A 19,399-nucleotide genomic window follows, 5' to 3' on the forward strand; every position below is an offset into this window, starting at 1 on the left:
GGCGAGCCGCGGGCGATCACGCAAACCGATCATGCTGATCAGAGTGATCGATTGCTTATATGTTCATAAGAAGCGCTGCCGCTTGACCTTCGCGCCTCGCGAGCCGACATGCGGCCCCCATGAACCGGGTCAATGCCAAGATATGCGGGCTGTCCACGCCGGAGGCGGTGGGCGCTGCCGTTCGCCATGGCGCGAGTCATGTCGGCTTCGTCTTCTTCCCGAAGAGCCCCCGCAATGTCGATGCCGCGCAGGCCGCTGCTCTCACCGCCATGACGCCGCCGCATGTCGGCAAGGTCGGGGTGTTCGTCGATCCCGACGATGCGCTGATCGACGCGGCGGTCCGGGTCGGCGGCGTCGATACGCTCCAGCTTCACGGCAAGGAAGCGCCGGAGCGCCTCGCCGCGATCCGTGCACGCCATCCCGGCGTCGCGCTGTGGAAGGCGATCCCCGTCCGCACCCGCGCCGATCTCACCGCCGCAAAGGCGCATGGCGGCATCGCCGACCTGATCCTCTACGACGCCAAGACCCCCGAAGGCACGCTGCCCGGCGGCATGGGGCTGCGCTTTGACTGGACGCTGCTTGACGGCTTCCGGCATCCGCAGCGCTGGGCGCTGTCGGGGGGCATTGACATCGGCAATGTCGCCGACGCGGCGGGACGTACGGGGGCGCGACTGATCGACATATCGTCGGGGGTCGAGACGAGCCCGGGCATCAAGGCGGTGGACAAGATCGCCGCCTTCCTTCAACGGATCGCCTCATTATGACCGGATCCATCCCCAACACGCTGCGCAGCGGCCCCGACGAGAACGGCCATTTCGGCGAATATGGCGGCCGCTATGTCAGCGAGACGCTGATGCCGCTGATCCTCGACCTCGAGCGCGAATATCGCGCGGCGAAGACCGATCCTGCCTTCAAGGCCGAATTCGACGGCCTGATGACGCATTATGTCGGCCGGCCCAGCCCGCTTTATTATGCCGAGCGGCTGACCGAGCATCTCGGCGGCGCGAAGATCTATCTGAAGCGCGAGGAGCTGAATCACACCGGCGCGCACAAGATCAACAATTGCATCGGCCAGATCCTTCTGGCCAGGCGGATGGGCAAGACCCGCATCATCGCCGAAACCGGCGCGGGATCGCACGGCGTCGCCACCGCCACCGTCGCGGCGCGCTTCGGCCTGCCCTGCACGATCTTCATGGGCGCGGTCGATGTCGAGCGGCAGCAGCCGAACGTCTTCCGGATGAAGCTGCTGGGAGCCGAGGTCGTTCCCGTCACCTCGGGCGCGCAGACGCTGAAGGACGCGCTCAACGAGGCGCTGCGCGACTGGGTCGCAAACGTCCACGACACCTTCTACATCATCGGCACCGTCGCCGGTCCGCACCCCTATCCCGAGCTTGTCCGCGACTTCCAGTCGATCATAGGCCATGAGGCGCGCGAGCAGATCCTCGCCGCCGAGGGCCGCCTGCCCGATCTTCTGGTCGCAGCGGTCGGTGGCGGATCGAACGCGATCGGGCTGTTCCATCCCTTCCTCGACGATGCATCGGTCAAGATGATCGGCGCCGAGGCTGCGGGCCACGGCATCGACAGCGGCAAGCATGCGTCGAGCCTCGCCGGCGGCACCCCCGGGGTGCTCCACGGCAACCGCACCTATCTGCTCCAGGACGAGGACGGCCAGATCACCGAGGCGCATTCGATCTCGGCCGGGCTCGACTATCCGGGGATTGGACCCGAGCATAGCTGGCTCCACGATATCGGCCGGGTCGAGTATACGCCGGTCACCGACGACGAGGCGGTCGCCAGCTTCCAGCTGCTCGCCAAGCTCGAAGGCATCATCCCCGCGCTAGAGACCGCGCACGCGCTGGCGGCGGTCGAGAAGATCGCGCCCGGCATGGCGCGCGACCAGATCATCATCGTCAACCTGTCGGGTCGGGGCGACAAGGACATCCCGACCATCGCCCAGGCGCAAGGGGTGACGATATGAGCCGCCTGGCCGCCACCTTCGCGCGCACCCGCGCCGAGGGCCGCGCCGCGCTGATTGCCTTCGTCACCGGCGGCGACCCCACACCCGCGGATGCCGGCGCGATCCTCGATGCGCTGGTCGAGGGCGGCGCCGACGTGATCGAGCTGGGCATGCCGTTCACCGATCCGATGGCCGACGGCCCCGCGATCCAGCGCGCCAATCTGCGCGCACTGGCGGCGGGCACCACCACCCCCGACCTGCTTACCATCGCCACAGCCTTCCGCGAGCGCCATCCCGAAACCCCGCTGGTGCTGATGGGCTATGCCAATCCGATGGTCCGGCGCGGGCCCGACTGGTTCGCCGCCGCCGCGCGCAAGGCGGGCGTCGACGGCGTGATCTGCGTCGATATCCCGCCCGAGGCCGATGCCGCGCTCGGCCCTGCGCTGCGCGCCGCAGGGGTCGACCTGATCCGTCTCGCCACCCCGACCACCGACGCGGCGCGGCTGCCAGCCGTCTTGTCCGGAGCGTCGGGCTTTCTCTATTATGTCTCGGTGGCAGGCATCACCGGCATGCAGCAGGCCGGACAGGCAAGCATCGAGGCGGCGGTCGCGCGGTTCAAGGCGGCGACCGACCTTCCGGTCGCGGTCGGCTTCGGCGTGCGCGGCCCCGAGCAGGCCGAGGCGATCGGCCGGGTCGCCGATGGCGTCGTCGTCGGTTCGGCGATCGTCGACCTGATCGGCGAGCATGGCGCGCAAGCGCCGCCACTGGTCCGCGATTTCATTTCCACCCTGAGCGCCGCCCTCCACAAGGCGGCCAAGGAGAAGGCCGCATGAGCTGGCTCGATAGCGTCCGCAAGAAGATCTCCTTCATCGCGAAGCGGGAGTCGCCCGACAATCTCTGGCACAAATGTCCTTCCTGCCAGCAGATGATCTTCGCCAAGGAATATGAGGAAAATCTGTCGGTCTGCCCGAAGTGCAACCATCATGGCCGCATCGGCCCGGATGCGCGTTTCGACCAGCTGTTCGACAGTGGCGTTTTCACCCCGCTGCCCAGCCCGCAGGTGCGCGAGGATCCGCTGAAGTTCCGCGATTCGAAGCGCTATACCGACCGGATGAAGGAGGCCCGCTCCAAGACCGGCGAGCAGGACGCGCTGATCAATGCGCGCGGCACGATCGAGGGCTTCAAGGCGGTGGTCGGCGTCCAGGACTTCGCCTTCATGGGCGGATCGATGGGCCTCGCAGTCGGCGCGGCCTTCGTCGCCGGCGTCGAAGCGGCGATCACCGACAAATGCCCTTATATCATCTTCACCGCGGCCGGCGGCGCGCGCATGCAGGAGGGCATCCTCTCGCTCATGCAGATGCCCAAGACTACCGTCGCGATCGCGCAGCTGCGCGAGGCCGGGCTGCCTTATATCGTCGTAATGACCGACCCGACCACCGGCGGCGTCACCGCGTCCTATGCGATGCTGGGTGACATCCAGATCGCAGAGCCCGGCGCCCTGATCGGCTTTGCGGGCCAGCGGGTGATCGAGCAGACCATCCGCGAGAAACTGCCCGAAGGCTTCCAGCGCGCCGAATATCTGCTCGAGCATGGAATGCTCGACATGGTGATCGAGCGTCAGAACCTGCGCGCCGAACTGGCGCGGCTGATCGATTACCTTTGTCCGGGAAAGAAGGCGGCGTAGGCGGACGAACCTACCGAAATGATCCTTTGCCGTCATTCCAGCGAAAGCTGGAATCTCAGGAGGCAAGGGCGCTACATCACCTCCTGAGATCCCAGCTTTCGCTGGGATGACGCCCTTGCGCTAGAGATTCCGTCGCTTCATGCCCGACCACGCCACCTCAACCGATCCCGCCGTCCAGGCCCAGCTCGACCGGCTGTCGCTGCTGTCGCCGGGCGCGGACATTCTGGGACTGGACCGCATCGGGCAACTTATGGAGCGGCTCGGTCATCCCGAGCGCGCGCTGCCGCCGGTTTTCCATGTCGCCGGGACCAACGGCAAGGGATCGACCTGCGCCTATCTGCGCGCCGCGATCGAGGCGTCGGGGATGTCCGCGCATGTCTTCACCAGCCCTCACCTCGTCCGCTTCAACGAGCGCATCCGCATCGCGGGCGAGTTGATCGCGGATGACGAACTCGCGCCGTTGCTGGCCGAAGTGCTGGAGGCGGGCGGCGATATCGGCGCGAGCTTTTTCGAGGTGACGACCGCCGCCGCCTTGCTCGCCTTCTCGCGCGCGCCCGCCGATGCCTGCATCATCGAGGTAGGGCTGGGCGGCCGGCTCGACGCGACCAACATCATCCCCACGCCATTGATCTGCGGCGTCGCCCAGCTCGGGCTCGATCATCAGAGTTTCCTCGGCGACACGATCGAGGAGATTGCGGGCGAGAAGGCAGGCATCGCCAAGCCCGGCGTTCCGATCGTCACCCTCCATTATCCCGCGACCGTCGCCAACCGGATCGGCCAGGCGATCGATGCGGCCGGGGCGACCTGGCACGTCAAAGGCGGATCATGGGATGCCGCCGCCTATCAGAACCGGCTCCATTATCGCGATGCGCAGGGGAAGCTCGATCTGCCGCTGCCCGGGCTCGCCGGACACCATCAGGCGATGAATGCGGGGCTCGCGGTCGCGATGATCCGCCATCAGGACGCCCTCGCCATCCCCGGCTCGGCGCTGCGCGCGGCGATGGGCTGGGCCGACTGGCCCGCGCGGCTCCAGCACCTGCGTGGCGGAGCGCTTGTCGAGCAGTTGCCGCCCGGCTCCGAATTATGGATCGATGGCGGGCATAATCCATCCGCCGGCCGGGTGATCGGCGATTTCCTGCGCGGCCATGTCGCGCCTGATCGGCCGCTTCACATCATCCTCGGCCTGCTTGAGAATAAGGACGCCGCCGGCTTCCTCGCCGCGATGGGGCAGGTCCACGCCCGTTTCCACATGGTGCCGGTGCCCGGGCATCCGTTTCACGCGCCCGGCAAGCTGGCGGAAATCGCCGGCCTCGCTGGCCTGCGCGCCGCGCCGGCAGACGATATCGGCAATGCGATCAATGCGATTTCAGCGATTGGCGGGACGCCGCCCGTCGTGTTGATCGGCGGCTCGCTTTATCTGGCGGGACGTGCGCTGGAAGCGAATGGGACGGTGATCGACTGAGGCTAGCCGTCCTGGCCTCCACCAATCGTCATGCTCAACTTGTTTCAGCATCCACCCAGCAGCACGCCGATCGTCGACGGCCGCCGATGTCGCGGCAGCAGCCTGCAATACTCGCTAATTTCCATGGGGAATCCTTAAACAAGTCCAGGATGACGATCGGCATTCCCTTGCGCGCTGACGCTCGATCGGCTGGCGAACCACGACCTTCGTGAAATCCCCTAGAATCTTCTGTTGCGATTGACTCGCAATATCAGATATGGTCTCCATCAGCCCACCGAGAGGAGAGATCATGTCCGAGCATGCCGAGTCGACCGCCCGCCTGCTGCCGCACAGCGCCCCTGGCGACAGTGGCGCACGCCTGTTCCTTCATGGCGTAAGGCGGATCGGGGTCGGCGGTCTCGGCGATGCGCAGGCGGCGAGCATGATGATCGGCGCTTTCGGCCTCTCCTTCCGCCGTCCGCTCGTCCTGCTGCGCGCGCTGATGGCCGAGCTCGCCCGCGCCTCGCACCAGTCGATCATGATTGCCCCCTCCTGTTGCTGCCGGATGACGATCGCCGAATCGATGCTGCTCCGCGCGGTGTCGCTATCGTGCGACAAGCCACGCCTCGCCCATGAAATCCTCTGCAACCTCTGCGGCATCGACAGCGGCATCGGCGTGCTGTCGAGCGCGCAGGCGGTGTCGCAGGCCTTTGCCGACCTTGGGAGACCGATCGAGCGAACCTAGCCGGAACCTGGGTTCTGTTCGATCGTCGCCGCGGCGGGGGCCTCGCGTTCCCGCCGTGGCGATCATGCGCATATGCCCGAAAACGACCGCCGCGCCCTTTCCCTCGCTGCGTCGCATGCCTATATCTCGGTCGACTCTCGCATCTGCAGCATAAGGCGATAGCTATGACGGCCGTTGGTCAGGACACTCTCAAAACCCGTTCCACCCTCAACGTCGACGGCAAGCATTATGCCTATTACTCGCTAGCCAAAGCGGCCGAGCAGCTCGGCGATATCTCGCGCCTGCCCTTCTCGATGAAGGTGCTGCTTGAAAATCTGCTGCGTTTCGAGGACGGCGTCACCGTCACCGTCGAGGACATCCAGGCGATCGTCGACTGGTTGAAGGAGCGCAAGTCCGAGCGCGAGATACAGTATCGGCCGGCCCGCGTGCTGATGCAGGATTTCACCGGCGTCCCCTGCGTCGTCGATCTGGCCGCGATGCGCGATGCGATGACCGCGCTGGGCGGCGACGCGCACAAGATCAATCCGCTGGTCCCCGTCCACCTCGTCATCGACCACTCGGTGATGGTCGACAGCTTCGGCACCCCCAAGGCGTTCGACGAGAATGTCGCGCTCGAATATGCCCGCAACGGCGAGCGCTACGAATTCCTGCGCTGGGGCTCGAAGGCGCTCAACAATTTCAAGGTCGTGCCCCCCGGCACCGGCATCTGCCACCAGGTCAATCTCGAGAATATCGCCCAGGCGGTGTGGAGTTCGCCTGACGGTTCGGGCACCCCGGTCGCCTATCCCGACACCTGCGTCGGCACCGACAGCCACACCACGATGGTCAATGGCCTTGGCGTGCTCGGCTGGGGCGTCGGCGGCATCGAGGCCGAGGCGGCGATGCTCGGCCAGCCGGTGTCGATGCTGATCCCGGAGGTCGTCGGCTTCAAGCTGTCTGGTACGCTGGTCGAGGGCATCACCGCCACCGATCTGGTGCTGACCGTCACCCAGATGCTGCGCGCCAAGGGGGTCGTCGGCCGCTTCGTCGAGTTCTACGGCCCCGGCCTCGACTCGCTGTCGCTCGCCGATCGCGCGACGATCGCGAACATGGCGCCCGAATATGGCGCGACCTGCGGCTTCTTCCCGATCGATGACGCGACGCTGGTCTATATGCGCCTGACCGGTCGTCCACAGAAAGTTATCGAGCTGACCGCAGCCTATGCCAAGGAACAGGGCCTCTGGCGCGACGCGACCGCCAAGGACCCGGTCTTTACCGACAGCCTCGAACTCGACATGTCGACGGTCCAGCCATCGATGGCAGGCCCGAAGCGTCCGCAGGACCGCGTGCTGCTCAGCTCGGTCGACGAAGGTTTCAACAACGAACTCGCCTCGGGCTACAAGAAGGGCGACGAGGGCGACAAGCGCGTCGAGGTCGAAGGCGAGGACTTCACGATCGGCCATGGCGACGTCGTGATCGCCGCGATCACCAGCTGCACCAACACCTCGAATCCATCGGTGATGGTCGCCGCCGGCCTGGTCGCGCGCAAGGCCAATGCTTATGGCCTCAAGGCCAAGCCGTGGGTCAAGACCAGCCTCGCCCCCGGATCGCAGGTCGTCAGCGACTATCTCGACAAGGCGGGACTGACCAAGGATCTCGACGCGATCGGCTTCAACCTGGTCGGCTATGGCTGCACCACCTGCATCGGCAATTCGGGTCCGCTGCCCGATCCGATCTCGAAGGCAGTCAATGCGAACGACCTCGTCGCCTCCGCCGTCCTCTCGGGCAATCGTAATTTCGAGGGCCGCGTCTCGCCCGATGTGCGCGCCAACTATCTGGCGTCGCCGCCGCTGGTAGTCGCCTATTCGATCTTCGGCACCACCGCCAAGGACATCACCAAGGATCCGATCGGCACGACCGAGGAGGGCAAGCCGGTCTATCTGAAGGACATCTGGCCTACGACCGCCGAGGTAGCGAACACCGTCGCCGCCGCGATCGACTCGGAGATGTTCGCCAGCCGCTACGCCAACGTCTTTCAGGGCGACAAGAACTGGCAGGCGATCGAGGTCGAGGGATCGGACACCTACACCTGGCGCGCGGGTTCGACCTATGTCGCCAATCCGCCTTACTTCGAAGGCATGTCGATGACCCCCGCCCCGGTGCAGGACATCATCGACGCGCGGCCGCTCGCGATCTTCGCCGACTCGATCACCACCGACCACATCAGCCCGGCCGGCTCGATCAAGGTCGACAGCCCGGCGGGCCGCTTCCTGACCGAGCATCAGGTGTCGAAGGCGGACTTCAACAGCTATGGCGCGCGCCGCGGCAACCATGACGTGATGATGCGCGGCACCTTCGCGAATATCCGCATCAAGAACCAGATGATCCCCGGCGTCGAAGGCGGAATGACCAAACACATCCCGACCGGGGAAGTCATGGCGATCTACGACGCCGCGATGAAGTATAAGGCCGAGGGCACCCCGCTCGTCGTCGTCGCCGGCAAGGAATATGGCACCGGATCGTCGCGCGACTGGGCCGCCAAGGGCACCAACCTGCTGGGCGTCCGCGCGGTCATCACCGAAAGCTTCGAGCGCATCCACCGCTCGAACCTGGTCGGCATGGGCGTGTTGCCGCTGCAGTTCGCCGACGGCATCGACCGCAACACCCTCAAGCTCGACGGCACCGAGATGTTCACGATCGAAAATGTCGCCGGCCTGCGCCCGCGCCAGGACGTCACCGTCAAGCTGACCCGCGCCGACGGCTCGACAGAGACCTTCCAGACCCGCTGCCGGATCGATACCGTCAACGAACTCGAATATTTCCTCAACGGCGGCATCCTCCACTACGTTCTGCGCAAGCTCGCGGCGTAAGGAGTTCTCCCCGAAAGGAGGGAGCTATCGCATGTGAATAACCGTCATCCGGGCTCAAGTCAGGATTGACGATCTGTTTGCGAGAGGTGCTAGAAATAGAAAAGGGCCGGTCCGCGAAGTGCGGGCCGGCCCTTTTCATGTGCGCTGGCGTGTCTTCCTACGCCGCGATCGTCGGCGCGAATTTGGTCAGGTCGATTCCCTCGACGGCGGCCTTATATTCATCGGCGCTGGGCGTGCGGCCGAGAATCGTCGACAGCACCACCACCGGGGTCGAAGCCAGAAGCGATTCACCCTTCTTGTCGGCGCTGTCCTCGACGACGCGGCCCTGGAACAGGCGGGTGGAGGTGGCGATGACGGTGTCGCCCTTGGCGGCCTTCTCCTGATTGCCCATGCACAGGTTGCAGCCCGGACGCTCGAGATAGAGGATATTCTCATATTCGGTCCGGGTGGACGTCTTCGGATTCTCGTCGTCGAATTCGAAGCCCGAATATTTCTGCAGGATCTCCCAATCGCCCTCGGCCTTGAGCTCGTCGACGATATTGTAGGTCGGCGGGGCGACGACGAGCGGCGCCTTGAATTCGACCTTGCCCTCGGTCGCCTCGATATTCTTGAGCATCTGCGCAAGGATCTTCATGTCGCCCTTGTGCACCATGCACGAACCGATGAAACCCAGATCGACCTTCTTGGCGCCGCCATAATAGGACACCGGGCGGATCGTATCGTGCGTGTAGCGCTTCGACACATCGGCGTTGTTCACATCCGGGTCGGCGATCATCGGCTCGTCGATCAGATCCAGATCCACGACGACTTCGGCGAAATATTGCGCATTGGCATCGGGCGTGAGCGCGGACTTCTCGCCCAGGCGGATGTCGGAGATGCGGGTATCGGCCTTGGCGATCAGGTTCGCCAGCGTGCCGGCGGCATTGTCCATGCCCTTGTCGATCATGATCTGGATGCGCGCCTTGGCGATCTCCAGCGAACCGATAAGCGTCTCGTCGTCCGAGATGCAGATCGATGCCTTGGCCTTCATTTCGGCCGTCCAGTCGGTGAAGGTGAAGGCCTGATCGGCGAGCAGCGTGCCGATGTGGACTTCGATGACCCGGCCCTGGAAGACGTTGTCGCCGCCACACTGGGCAAGCATCTGCGCCTGGGTGGCATGGACCACGTCGCGGAAGTCCATATGCGGCTGCATCTTGCCCTTGAAGGTCACCTTGACCGACTGCGGGATCGGCATCGTCGCCTCGCCGGTCGCCAGCGCCAGCGCCACGGTGCCGGAGTCGGCGCCGAAGGCCACGCCCTTGGACATGCGGGTGTGGCTGTCCCCGCCAATGATGATCGCCCAGTCATCCACGGTGATATCGTTCAGCACCTTGTGGATCACGTCGGTCATCGCATGATAGACGCCCTTGGGGTCACGCGCGGTGATCAGGCCGAAATTGTTCATGAAGGACATGAGCTTCGGGATGTTGGCCTGCGCCTTCTTGTCCCACACCGATGCCGTGTGGCAGCCCGACTGATAGGCGCCGTCGACGAGCGGAGAGATGACGGTCGCCGCCATCGCCTCGAGTTCCTGCGCGGTCATCAGGCCGGTGGTGTCCTGCGACCCGACGATGTTCACCTTGACCCGCACGTCCGAGCCCGCGTGCAGCACCTTGCCTGGCGTGACGCCGACGGCGTTGCGGTTGAAGATCTTCTCGACCGCGGTCAGGCCCACGCCCTCGGCGGTGATTTCCTTGTTCGCGGCATAGACCGGGGTGGGCTCGATCCCGAGGGTGCGGGCGGCGAAGGTCTGGAGCTTCTTGCCGAAGACGATGGCATAAGAGCTGCCGGCCTTCATGAACTCCATCTTCTGCGGCGTGAAGGCGGCGGCCACGTCGACCAGCTCCGCGCCATTCTCGTCGCACAGCTTCTTGTTCTTCACGTCGATCTTCAGCACCGTGCCGGTCTCGACGGAGAATTTCTCCTCGAGCACCGGGTTGCCGTCATTGTTGATGATCGGATTGCCGTCCGGGCCGGTCTGCTTGACCCAGTTCTTCAGGTTGATGCCGATGCCGCCGGTCACATCGACGGTGGTCCCGAAGATCGGCGAGATGCCGTTGGTGCCCGCGACGACCGGCGCATAATTGACGAACGGTACATAGGGGCTCTGCGGCTTGCCGGTCCACAGCGCCACATTGTTCACGCCGGACATACGCGACGATCCCACGCCCATCGTGCCCTTCTCGGCGATCAGCATCACGCGCTTGCCGGGGTGCTGCGCCTTGAGCGCGACGATCGCCTGCTGCGCTTCGGGGGACATCATGCACTGACCGTGCAGTTCACGGTCGGAACGCGAATGGGCCTGATTGCCGGGCGACAGAAGGTCGGTCGAGATATCGCCTTCGCCGGCGACGAAGGTCACGACCTCGATCTCGTCCTCGACGTCCGGAAGCTTGGTGAAGAACTCCGCCTTCGCATAGCTTTCGAGGACATCCTTCGCGATGGCGTTGCCCGCGTTGAAGGCTTCGCTCAGCCGGTGCATGTCGGCGTCGTAGAGGAAGACCTGGGTCTTCAGCACGTCGCCCGCCAATTCGGCGATCGCGGGGGCATCGCCGAAGGCGATGTCGAGCAGCACTTCGATCGAAGGGCCGCCCTTCATGTGCGACAGCAGTTCGAGCGCGAAGCCGGGCGTGATTTCGGGCACGACCGCTTCGCCCAGGATGATCTGCTTCAGGAAGCCCGCCTTGACCGCCGCGGCGCTCGTGGTGCCGGGCAGCGTGTTGTAGATGAAGAATTTGAGAGCATCGGCCCGGTGCTCGTTACCGGCATCCCGGATCAGGGCGATAATCTCGAAGATGAGGCCGCCGTCGTCGATCGGCTTGGGAGCAAGTCCCTGAATTCTCCTGCTTTCGATTTCGGCGAGATAATCCAGGTAAACGGCCATAATGTTCCCATCCCCATGAAGTGTACGGAGCCCAGCGCGACGTTGCCAACCGGCGTTGAATCCGGCCCCGGGCTAACGGGCGTTCCGGTACGCCAACCACGCTGGACTGACAAGGCACCAGTCCGACAAACACAGCATTTCCGGCGATGCAGGCAGACGCGCAGGCCGGCCCAGTTGTTTTGCGTTATGGCCAGGATCGTCACCCCAGCGAAGGCCGGCGCCATGTCTCTCGTGGATCGGGACAGCGGCCGACAAGACGACAGACATCGATGCCGGCCCCGGTTGGCATGGCGGTGGGGAATTCCCACTATCCTTGCCTTCCGGGCCTATCCGGACTAAAGCCCGCCTCGTCTTACAGACAGCAAAGCATTGGACGCGTCCACGGACGCACGCTGGCCGGCGAGGTTTCGCCCGCCGGCGTCGTTTGCGTTTTGCACCTGGAAGCCAGCAATTTCGGCGCTTAGGCGCAGAGGAGTGAACATATGTTCGAAAGTCTGAGCGAAAGGCTGGGTGGGGTCTTCGATCGCCTGCGCGGTCGTGGCGCGCTCAACGAATCGGACGTGCGCGAGGCGATGCGCGAAGTCCGCATCGCGCTGCTCGAGGCCGATGTCGCGCTGCCAGTCGTCCGTACCTTCGTCGACAAGATCACGGAGCAGGCGGTAGGCCAGCAGGTGCTCCGCTCGGTCACGCCGGGTCAGCAGGTCGTCAAGATCGTCCATGACGCGCTGGTTGAGATGCTCGGCTCGGAAGCGTCGGATCTGAACCTCGACATCACCCCGCCCGCGATCATCATGATGGTCGGCCTCCAGGGTTCGGGCAAGACGACGACGACCGCGAAGATCGCCAAACGGCTGACCGAGAAGGGTCGCAAGAAGGTCATGATGGCGTCGCTCGACGTCAATCGCCCGGCGGCGCAGGAACAGCTCGCGATTCTAGGCACGCAGACGTCGGTGACGACCTTGCCGATCGTCCAGGGCCAGCAGCCGGTCGACATCGCCCGCCGCGCGCTCCAGTCGGCGAAGCTTCAGGGCTATGACGCCCTGATCCTCGACACCGCCGGCCGGCTTCACGTCGATCAGGCGCTGATGGAGGAGATGAAGGCGGTCGCCGCGATCGCCAATCCAGCGGAAATCCTGCTCGTCGTCGACGCGCTGACCGGCCAGGACGCGGTCAACGTCGCGACGAACTTCGCCGAGCAGGTGGCGCTGACCGGCGTGGTGCTGACCCGGATGGACGGCGACGCACGCGGCGGCGCCGCGCTGTCGATGCGCGCCGTCACCGGCAAGCCGATCAAGTTCGTCGGCACCGGCGAGAAGCTCGACGGCATCGAACTGTTCCAGCCGAGCCGCGTCGCCGGCCGCATCCTGGGCATGGGCGACGTCGTCAGCCTGGTCGAACGCGCCGCCGAGACGATCAAGGTCGAGGAAGCCGAGGCGCTCGCGGCACGGATGGCCAAGGGTCTGTTCGACATGAACGACCTGCGCAACCAGCTGCGCCAGATGTCGCGGATGGGCGGCCTGTCGGGTCTCGCCGCGATGCTGCCCGGCATCAAGCAGGTCAAGCAGGCGATGGCGAGCGGAGCGGCCGACGACAAGGTGCTCGTCCGCATGGACGCGATCATCGGATCGATGACGCCCAAGGAACGCACCCGCCCCGAACTGCTCAACGCCAAGCGCAAGATCCGCGTCGCCAAGGGCTCCGGCACCACGGTGCAGGACGTCAACAAGCTCCTGAAGATGCATCAGGAGATGGGGACGGTGATGAAGAAGATGAAGAAGATGGGTGGCCTCAAGGGCCTCGGCGCGCTGCTCGGCGGTGGCGGCGGCGGCCTTGGCGGCCTGCTCGGCGGCGGCGGCGCGGGGGGCATGCCCCCGATGCCGGGCGGCGGCGGGCTTCCGGGCCTGCCCGGTCAACCCCCGGGCCTGCCCCCCGGTTTCCAGAATTTCATGAAGAAGAAATAAGCACTTAGCCAATTTTACCCAGATAGAATTACCAGAAAGGAAGTTCCCAATGTCCGTTTCCATCCGTCTCGCCCGTGGCGGCGCCAAGAAGCGTCCTTATTACCGCATCGTCGTCGCCAATTCGCGCAGCCCGCGCGATGGCGCGTTCATCGAGAAGATCGGTTCGTACAACCCGCTCCTCGCCAAGGATGACGCGAACCGCGTTCAGATCGACGCCGACCGCGCCAAGCATTGGCTGTCGGTCGGCGCTCAGCCGACCGATCGCGTCGCCCGCTTCCTCGATGCCGCCGGCGTCAAGGAGCGCGCCGCTCGCAGCAACCCCAACAAGGGCAAGCCGGGCGAGAAGGCCGTGGAGCGCGCCGAGGAGCGTCAGGCCAAGGTCGACGCCGCCAACGAAGCTGCCGCTGAAGCCGCCAAGGCGCCGGTCGTAGAAGAGGCTCCCGTTGAGGAAGCCGCCGTCGAAGCACCCGTCGAAGCTGCTGCTGAAGAGGCTCCCGCCGCTGAAGCCGTCGCCGAGGAAGCGCCTGCCGCTGAGCCGGCCGCCGAAGAGGCACCTGCTGCTGAAGCAGCTCCTGAAGCCGCTGCCGAGGAGGCTCCGGCCGCCGAAGCCGCCGCTGAGGAAAAGAGCGAAGCTTGACGTTGAAGGGGTGGGTCACGCCGATATGATGTACTGGTCCAGCGGCGCAACCCACCCCCAAGCCCTCTCCTCGCAGAGGGCTGGAGCATGACGGACAAACCGATCGTCGTCGCCGCCATTGCCGGCGCGCACGGCATTACCGGCGAAGTCCGCCTCAAGCTGTTCAGCGACGACCTGAAAGCCTATCCTACGCTGTCGGGCGCGGGGCGCAGCTTCACGCTCGTCTCGCTCCGTCCCGTAACCAACGGCGCGGTCGCGCGCTTCGCGGAGATCGCCGACCGCAACGCCGCCGAGGCGTTGCGCGGCACGGAGCTGAGCGTGCCGCGCTCGGCGCTGCCGCCGCTCGGCGAGGGCGAATATTATCATATCGACCTGATCGGCCTGCCCTGCCTCGCCGATGGCGTCGTGGTTGGCACCGCCGTGCTGATCGATGATTTCGGCGCTGGCGACGTGCTCGAGATCGAGAAGCCCGACGGCAAGCGCTTCATGGTTCCCGTTGCAAAAGCGGTGACGATCGAGGCCGATCGCCTGCTGATCGATCCGGAGTTCGTCGAATGAATCCCGCCACCATCTATCTGCTGATCGCCAGCGTCTACCTGCTGATCATCGCCTATGGTGTGGTGCGCACCCGTAAGAAGGGCCTGCCGCCGCATCTTCGCTTCGCCTCCGCCTCCGCGCAGGTCGTGCTACCGCCGGTCGCGCTCGCCCTCGTCCTGCTCACCACCGCCGACGCCGCGGTCGCGGGGTGGAGCCTGATGCTGGGTCTGCTCGTCGTGGCGGGGGCGCTGCTCGCGGTCTGCACCGATCTGGTGGCGCGGCGGGTGTTGTAATTCTATGCCGACCAAAGTATATACATTCCGTATATACGGAGATTAGCATGGCCGCTGCCCCTCTCAAATCGCGCATCTTCAAATCGGGGAACTCGGTTGCGCTACGGCTCCCGAAGGCGCTGGGTATCGATGCTGGCACTGAGATGACGGTACGGGAGGAAGCCGGCCGTTACATCGTCGAGCCGTTAGACGCGCCCAAGCGAAAGATCGCGATCGACAAGATATGGGGGTCGGCCACCGACCTGCAGCTGATCGATGCCTCAGAAAGGGGCTTCGAGGAACGCCCGCTATGGAACGCCGAGGCGGATAGCCGGAGCCGGTGAGGTATCTCCTCGATTCGAACATCATCATTCGCTTGACGATGGCGAACGGAGAGATACTCCGCGCTCGCGTTGCGGAGTGCGACGACGGCGATCTGGCCACGTCGGCGATTGCGCTGGCCGAGGTCGCCTATGGATCGGCGCAAGGAAAACCGCCTGCTCTGGATCAGCTTCGCGCTTTCCTGGAGGAGGTGCCTGTGCTCGACTTCGACCTCAATGCCGCGTTCGCTTATGCGTCGTTACCTTTCCGGCGAGCCAGCTACGGCCGGTTGATCGCCGCGCATGCGCTGTCGCTGGGACTCACCGTAGTGACGGACAATGTCACTCATTTTGAAGACGTGCCGAACCTCAACGTCGAGAACTGGACGCAGGCATGACCTTCACCGCCACCACCCTTTCCCTCTACCCGGAGATGTTCCCCGGTCCGCTCGGCGTCTCACTGGCGGGCCGCGCGCTCGCCGAGGGTAAATGGGCGTGCAATCCGGTGCAGATTCGCGACTTCGCGACCGACAAACATCGTTCGGTGGATGACACGCCGGCGGGTGGCGGCGCGGGGATGGTGATGCGCGCCGACGTCCTGGCGCGGGCCGTGGACCACGCGCTTGCGGCCAATCCAGACGTGCCGGTCCTCGCGATGACGCCGCGCGGAACCCCGCTGACCCAGGCGCGCGTCCGTCAGCTTGCGGCCGGTCCAGGGGTCACGATTCTCTGCGGACGCTTCGAGGGAATCGACGAGCGGCTGTTCGAGGGGCGGCCGATCGAGCCGGTGTCGATCGGCGACTATATATTGTCGGGCGGCGAGATGGGCGCGCTGGTGCTGCTCGATGCTTGCATAAGGCTGCTTCCCGGGGTAATGGGCGCCCCCGATAGCGGGGATGACGAGAGCTTCGAAACGGGGCTTCTCGAATATCCGCATTATACCCGACCTGCTGAGTGGGAAGGGCGCACGATCCCCGAGGTGCTGCGATCTGGGGATCATGCGAGGATCCTGGCATGGCGTAAAGCCAGCGCCGAGACCGATACAAGGCTAAGGAGGCCGGACCTTTGGGAGCGCCATGAGGGCGCTCGGGTCAAGTCTCCCTCTGGCGCGCAGCGACAGAAGAAGGAGCGATGAGCCATGAATCTCATCCAGACGCTCGAAGCCGAGCAGATTGCCAAGTTCAACGAATCGAAAAAGATTCCCGAATTCCGTCCCGGTGACACGCTGCGCGTCGGCGTGAAGGTCGTCGAAGGCGAGCGCACCCGCGTGCAGGCCTATGAAGGCGTCTGCATCGCCCGCTCGAACAGGGGCATGGGTTCGTCCTTCACCGTCCGCAAGATTTCGTTCGGCGAAGGCGTCGAGCGCGTCTTCCCGCTTTATTCGCCGAACGTCGAGTCGATCGACGTCGTCCGCAAGGGCGTCGTCCGGCGCGCGAAGCTCTATTATCTGCGTGGCCGCACCGGAAAATCGGCGCGTATTGCAGAGCGTCGCGACCATAAACCGGCCGCCGGGGCCCAGGAAGCCTAAAACAGGCTCTCCCTACCAAACCTCGCAGGCGGCCGGCTCCCTCGGGAGACCGGCCGTTTGCATATCTGGACCAACTCACGTCGCCCCGGCGGAGGCCGGGGCCGCAAGAGCCTCTAGCGACCCGGCCTCCGCCGCGGTGACGTCCTCACAAAAACAGGAAGAAGACTATGGGCTATCGTGTCGTCGTCGCGGGTGCCACCGGCAATGTGGGCCGCGAAATGCTGAACATCCTGGCCGAGCGCGAATTTCCGCTCGATGAGCTGGCGGTCGTCGCTTCGGCGCGCAGCCAGGGCGACATGATCGAATATGGCGAGAGCGGGAAGACCTACAAAGTCCAGAATATCGAGCATTTCGACTGGACCGGCTGGGATATCGCGCTGTTCGCGATCGGCTCGGAAGCGACCAAGGTCTATGCGCCCAAGGCGGCGGCGGCGGGCTGTACCGTGATCGACAATTCGTCGCTCTACCGGATGGACCCCGATATCCCGCTGATCGTGCCCGAGGTGAATCCCGAGGCGATCTACGGCTATAAGAAGCGCAACATCATCGCCAACCCGAACTGTTCGACCGCGCAGATGGTCGTTGCGCTCAAGCCGCTGCACGACGCCGCGAAGATCAAGCGCGTCGTCGTGTCGACCTATCAGTCGGTATCGGGCGCGGGCAAGGCGGGCATGGACGAGCTGTTCGAGCAGAGCCGCAACATCTTCGTCGGCGATCCCGCCGAGCCGAAGAAGTTCACCAAGCAGATCGCCTTCAACGTGATCCCGCACATCGACAGCTTCCTCGACGACGGCTTCACCAAGGAAGAGTGGAAGATGGTCGTCGAGACCAAGAAGATCATGGATCCGAAGATCAAGGTCGTCGCGACCTGCGTCCGCGTCCCCGTCTTCGTCGGCCATTCGGAAGCGATCAACATCGAGTTCGAGAACGAGCTGTCGGCCAAGGACGCGCAGAAAATCCTGCGCGAAGCCCCCGGGGTGATGCTCATCGACAAGCGCGAGGACGGCGGATACGTCACCCCGGTCGAATGCGTCGGCGAGTTCGCGACCTTCGTCAGCCGCGTCCGCGAGGATCCGACCGTCGAGAACGGCCTCGTTCTGTGGTGCGTTTCCGATAATCTCCGCAAGGGCGCAGCGCTCAACGCCGTCCAGATCGCCGAGCTGCTCGGACGCCGACACCTGAAGAAGGCGTAGGCCTTCCCACTTGCTCTCGCCTTTTCTATCGTCATTCCAGCGAAGGCTGGAGTCCATGTCTGCCAACTTTTGCAACAACGCTCGTTGGTAGAGACATGGACCCCAGCCTTCGCTGGGGTGACGAGGAGGCTTATGGATTTGCAGACCATGACCGGCGGGTGCCAGTGCGACCGCATCCGTTACGTCGCCGAGATCACCTCCGACGAGGCCTATCTCTGCCATTGCCGCATGTGTCAGCGCGCGACAGGGGGCGTATCGATCGCCTTCGTCAATCTGAAGCGATCGGCGATGCGCTGGGAGCGCGAGCCCGATTGGTATCAAGGCTCGCCCATCGCCCGGCGTCCTTTCTGCTCGGCATGCGGGACACCGCTCGGCTTCGCCTATCTCCAGGGCGAGAATATCGACCTGACCGTCGGCAGCTTCGACGATCCGTCACGCTTCGTGCCTGCGCACGCCTTCGGCGCGGAGAGCCTGCATGAAGCGTGGATCGACACCAGCGGCCTGCCGCGTTACCGGACCGACGAGCACAAGCCGCTCGTCGATCGCTGGATGAAGACCGTTGGCAAACTCCCCGACTGAAACCACCCTTCACCATTTCCGGGGCGCGGACGGCGCACAGATGGCGTGGCACGAAATGGGCGACACCGATGGCCGCCCGGTCGTCCTGATCCACGGTCTTTTTTCCAACGCCCGCACCAATTGGGTCCGCTATGGCCATGCCGCCAAGCTCGCGGCCAAGGGACGGCGGGTGATCATGCCCGATCTGCGCGCCCATGGAGAAAGCGCCAAACCGCACGATCCATCCGGCTATAGCCACGACATCCTTGCGGATGACAATCTCGCGCTGATCGAACAGCTGGCCCTGAAACCCGGCGGCTACGATCTCGGCGGCTATTCGCTCGGCGGCCGTACCACCGCGCGGATGCTGGTGCGCGGTGCGCGGCCGGGCAAGGCGCTGCTCGCCGGCATGGGGCTCGAAGGGCTGCTCGATCTCGGTGGCCGGGTCGGCTTCTTCCGCCGCGTCCTGGAGGGCATCGGCACCCACCAGAAATTCTCGCCCGAATGGATGGCCGAAGGCTTCCTTAAAACGACCAAGGGCGATCCGCAGGCGCTGCTCCTGCTGCTCGATTATTTCCCGAACATTCCGCGCGCGGCGCTCACCGATCTCGGCCTGCCGATTCTCGTGCTGACCGGCAGCGAGGACCACGACAACGGCTCCGCCCGGGCACTCGCCGCGGCGCTGCCCAATGCCGCCTTCGCCGAAGTGCCGGGCAACCATATGAGCGCGGTCACACTATCCGACCTGGGTGACGCGATTGCCAATTGGTTCTGAAACCGTGTCATTACCGTAA

General features: G+C 64.8%; 19 protein-coding genes. 18 read left to right on the forward strand and 1 reads right to left on the reverse strand.

What is annotated here, in order from left to right; translation table 11 throughout:
• Positions 1-119: 119 nt before the first annotated feature.
• The 7 genes from WP12_RS10170 (at position 120) to acnA (ending at position 8,676) form a co-directional block, all read left to right on the forward strand.
• Positions 120-764, forward strand: a complete 645-nt coding sequence (locus WP12_RS10170; protein ID WP_046193600.1) for a phosphoribosylanthranilate isomerase — start codon at positions 120-122, stop codon at positions 762-764.
• Positions 761-1,978 carry a tryptophan synthase subunit beta gene (trpB, locus tag WP12_RS10175; RefSeq protein ID WP_046193601.1) on the forward strand — a complete coding sequence of 406 codons (1,218 nt, stop codon included), beginning with the start codon at positions 761-763 and terminating at the stop codon, positions 1,976-1,978. Before WP12_RS10170 ends, trpB begins: the two co-directional genes overlap by 4 nt.
• Positions 1,975-2,790, forward strand: a complete 816-nt coding sequence (gene trpA / locus WP12_RS10180; RefSeq protein WP_046193602.1) for a tryptophan synthase subunit alpha — start codon at positions 1,975-1,977, stop codon at positions 2,788-2,790. Before trpB ends, trpA begins: the two co-directional genes overlap by 4 nt.
• Positions 2,787-3,641 carry an acetyl-CoA carboxylase, carboxyltransferase subunit beta gene (accD, locus tag WP12_RS10185; RefSeq protein ID WP_046193603.1) on the forward strand — a complete coding sequence of 285 codons (855 nt, stop codon included), beginning with the start codon at positions 2,787-2,789 and terminating at the stop codon, positions 3,639-3,641. Before trpA ends, accD begins: the two co-directional genes overlap by 4 nt.
• A 139-nt stretch (positions 3,642-3,780) precedes the next feature.
• Positions 3,781-5,103 carry a bifunctional folylpolyglutamate synthase/dihydrofolate synthase gene (locus WP12_RS10190; protein WP_046193604.1) on the forward strand — a complete coding sequence of 441 codons (1,323 nt, stop codon included), beginning with the start codon at positions 3,781-3,783 and terminating at the stop codon, positions 5,101-5,103.
• 289 nt (positions 5,104-5,392) lie between these two features.
• Positions 5,393-5,827: a DUF6628 family protein gene (locus WP12_RS10195; protein WP_046193605.1), complete on the forward strand. Its 435-nt coding sequence runs from the start codon at positions 5,393-5,395 to the stop codon at positions 5,825-5,827.
• A 164-nt stretch (positions 5,828-5,991) separates the two neighbouring features.
• The gene (gene acnA / locus WP12_RS10200) at positions 5,992-8,676 is read left to right on the forward strand and encodes an aconitate hydratase AcnA (RefSeq protein WP_046193606.1); all 2,685 of its coding nucleotides are present in this window, start codon (positions 5,992-5,994) and stop codon (positions 8,674-8,676) included.
• 157 nt (positions 8,677-8,833) lie between these two features.
• Here acnA and WP12_RS10205 read toward each other — a convergent pair whose 3' ends face one another.
• Positions 8,834-11,599 carry a bifunctional aconitate hydratase 2/2-methylisocitrate dehydratase gene (locus tag WP12_RS10205; RefSeq protein ID WP_046193607.1) on the reverse strand — a complete coding sequence of 922 codons (2,766 nt, stop codon included), beginning with the start codon at positions 11,597-11,599 and terminating at the stop codon, positions 8,834-8,836.
• Positions 11,600-12,081: 482 nt separating this feature from the next.
• Between WP12_RS10205 and ffh the strand changes: the two genes are divergently transcribed.
• From ffh to WP12_RS10260, 11 genes are all read left to right on the forward strand, one after another.
• A complete protein-coding gene (ffh, locus tag WP12_RS10210) occupies positions 12,082-13,560 on the forward strand; it encodes a signal recognition particle protein (protein WP_046193608.1) in 1,479 nt (492 codons plus the stop codon).
• 49 nt (positions 13,561-13,609) lie between these two features.
• Positions 13,610-14,197, forward strand: a complete 588-nt coding sequence (gene rpsP, locus WP12_RS10215; RefSeq protein WP_046193609.1) for a 30S ribosomal protein S16 — start codon at positions 13,610-13,612, stop codon at positions 14,195-14,197.
• 87 nt (positions 14,198-14,284) lie between these two features.
• A complete protein-coding gene (rimM, locus tag WP12_RS10220) occupies positions 14,285-14,755 on the forward strand; it encodes a ribosome maturation factor RimM (protein ID WP_046193610.1) in 471 nt (156 codons plus the stop codon).
• Complete coding sequence (locus WP12_RS10225; protein WP_046193611.1) at positions 14,752-15,027, forward strand: hypothetical protein; 276 nt, start codon at positions 14,752-14,754, stop codon at positions 15,025-15,027. The genes rimM and WP12_RS10225 overlap by 4 nt, the downstream gene beginning before the upstream one ends.
• A gap of 47 nt (positions 15,028-15,074) precedes the next feature.
• Positions 15,075-15,350 (forward strand): AbrB/MazE/SpoVT family DNA-binding domain-containing protein, encoded by a 276-nt coding sequence (locus WP12_RS10230; RefSeq protein ID WP_046193612.1) that lies wholly within the window; start codon positions 15,075-15,077, stop codon positions 15,348-15,350.
• Positions 15,347-15,724 (forward strand): type II toxin-antitoxin system VapC family toxin, encoded by a 378-nt coding sequence (locus tag WP12_RS10235; protein ID WP_052730305.1) that lies wholly within the window; start codon positions 15,347-15,349, stop codon positions 15,722-15,724. The genes WP12_RS10230 and WP12_RS10235 overlap by 4 nt, the downstream gene beginning before the upstream one ends.
• Entirely contained in the window at positions 15,721-16,461 is a 741-nt protein-coding gene (trmD, locus tag WP12_RS10240; protein ID WP_046193613.1) for a tRNA (guanosine(37)-N1)-methyltransferase TrmD, read from the forward strand. The genes WP12_RS10235 and trmD overlap by 4 nt, the downstream gene beginning before the upstream one ends.
• Before the next feature lie 3 nt (positions 16,462-16,464).
• Positions 16,465-16,854 carry a 50S ribosomal protein L19 gene (gene rplS, locus WP12_RS10245; protein ID WP_046193614.1) on the forward strand — a complete coding sequence of 130 codons (390 nt, stop codon included), beginning with the start codon at positions 16,465-16,467 and terminating at the stop codon, positions 16,852-16,854.
• Positions 16,855-17,021: 167 nt separating this feature from the next.
• The gene (locus WP12_RS10250; RefSeq protein ID WP_046193615.1) at positions 17,022-18,047 is read left to right on the forward strand and encodes an aspartate-semialdehyde dehydrogenase; all 1,026 of its coding nucleotides are present in this window, start codon (positions 17,022-17,024) and stop codon (positions 18,045-18,047) included.
• Between the two features lie 132 nt (positions 18,048-18,179).
• Positions 18,180-18,626, forward strand: coding sequence for a GFA family protein (locus tag WP12_RS10255; RefSeq protein ID WP_046193616.1), 447 nt, complete (start codon positions 18,180-18,182; stop codon positions 18,624-18,626).
• Positions 18,607-19,380, forward strand: coding sequence for an alpha/beta hydrolase (locus tag WP12_RS10260; protein ID WP_046193617.1), 774 nt, complete (start codon positions 18,607-18,609; stop codon positions 19,378-19,380). The genes WP12_RS10255 and WP12_RS10260 overlap by 20 nt, the downstream gene beginning before the upstream one ends.
• The last annotated feature ends 19 nt before the right edge of the window (positions 19,381-19,399 follow it).

Source organism: Sphingomonas sp. SRS2 (genome assembly GCF_000971055.1).
Lineage (GTDB): Bacteria > Pseudomonadota > Alphaproteobacteria > Sphingomonadales > Sphingomonadaceae > Rhizorhabdus.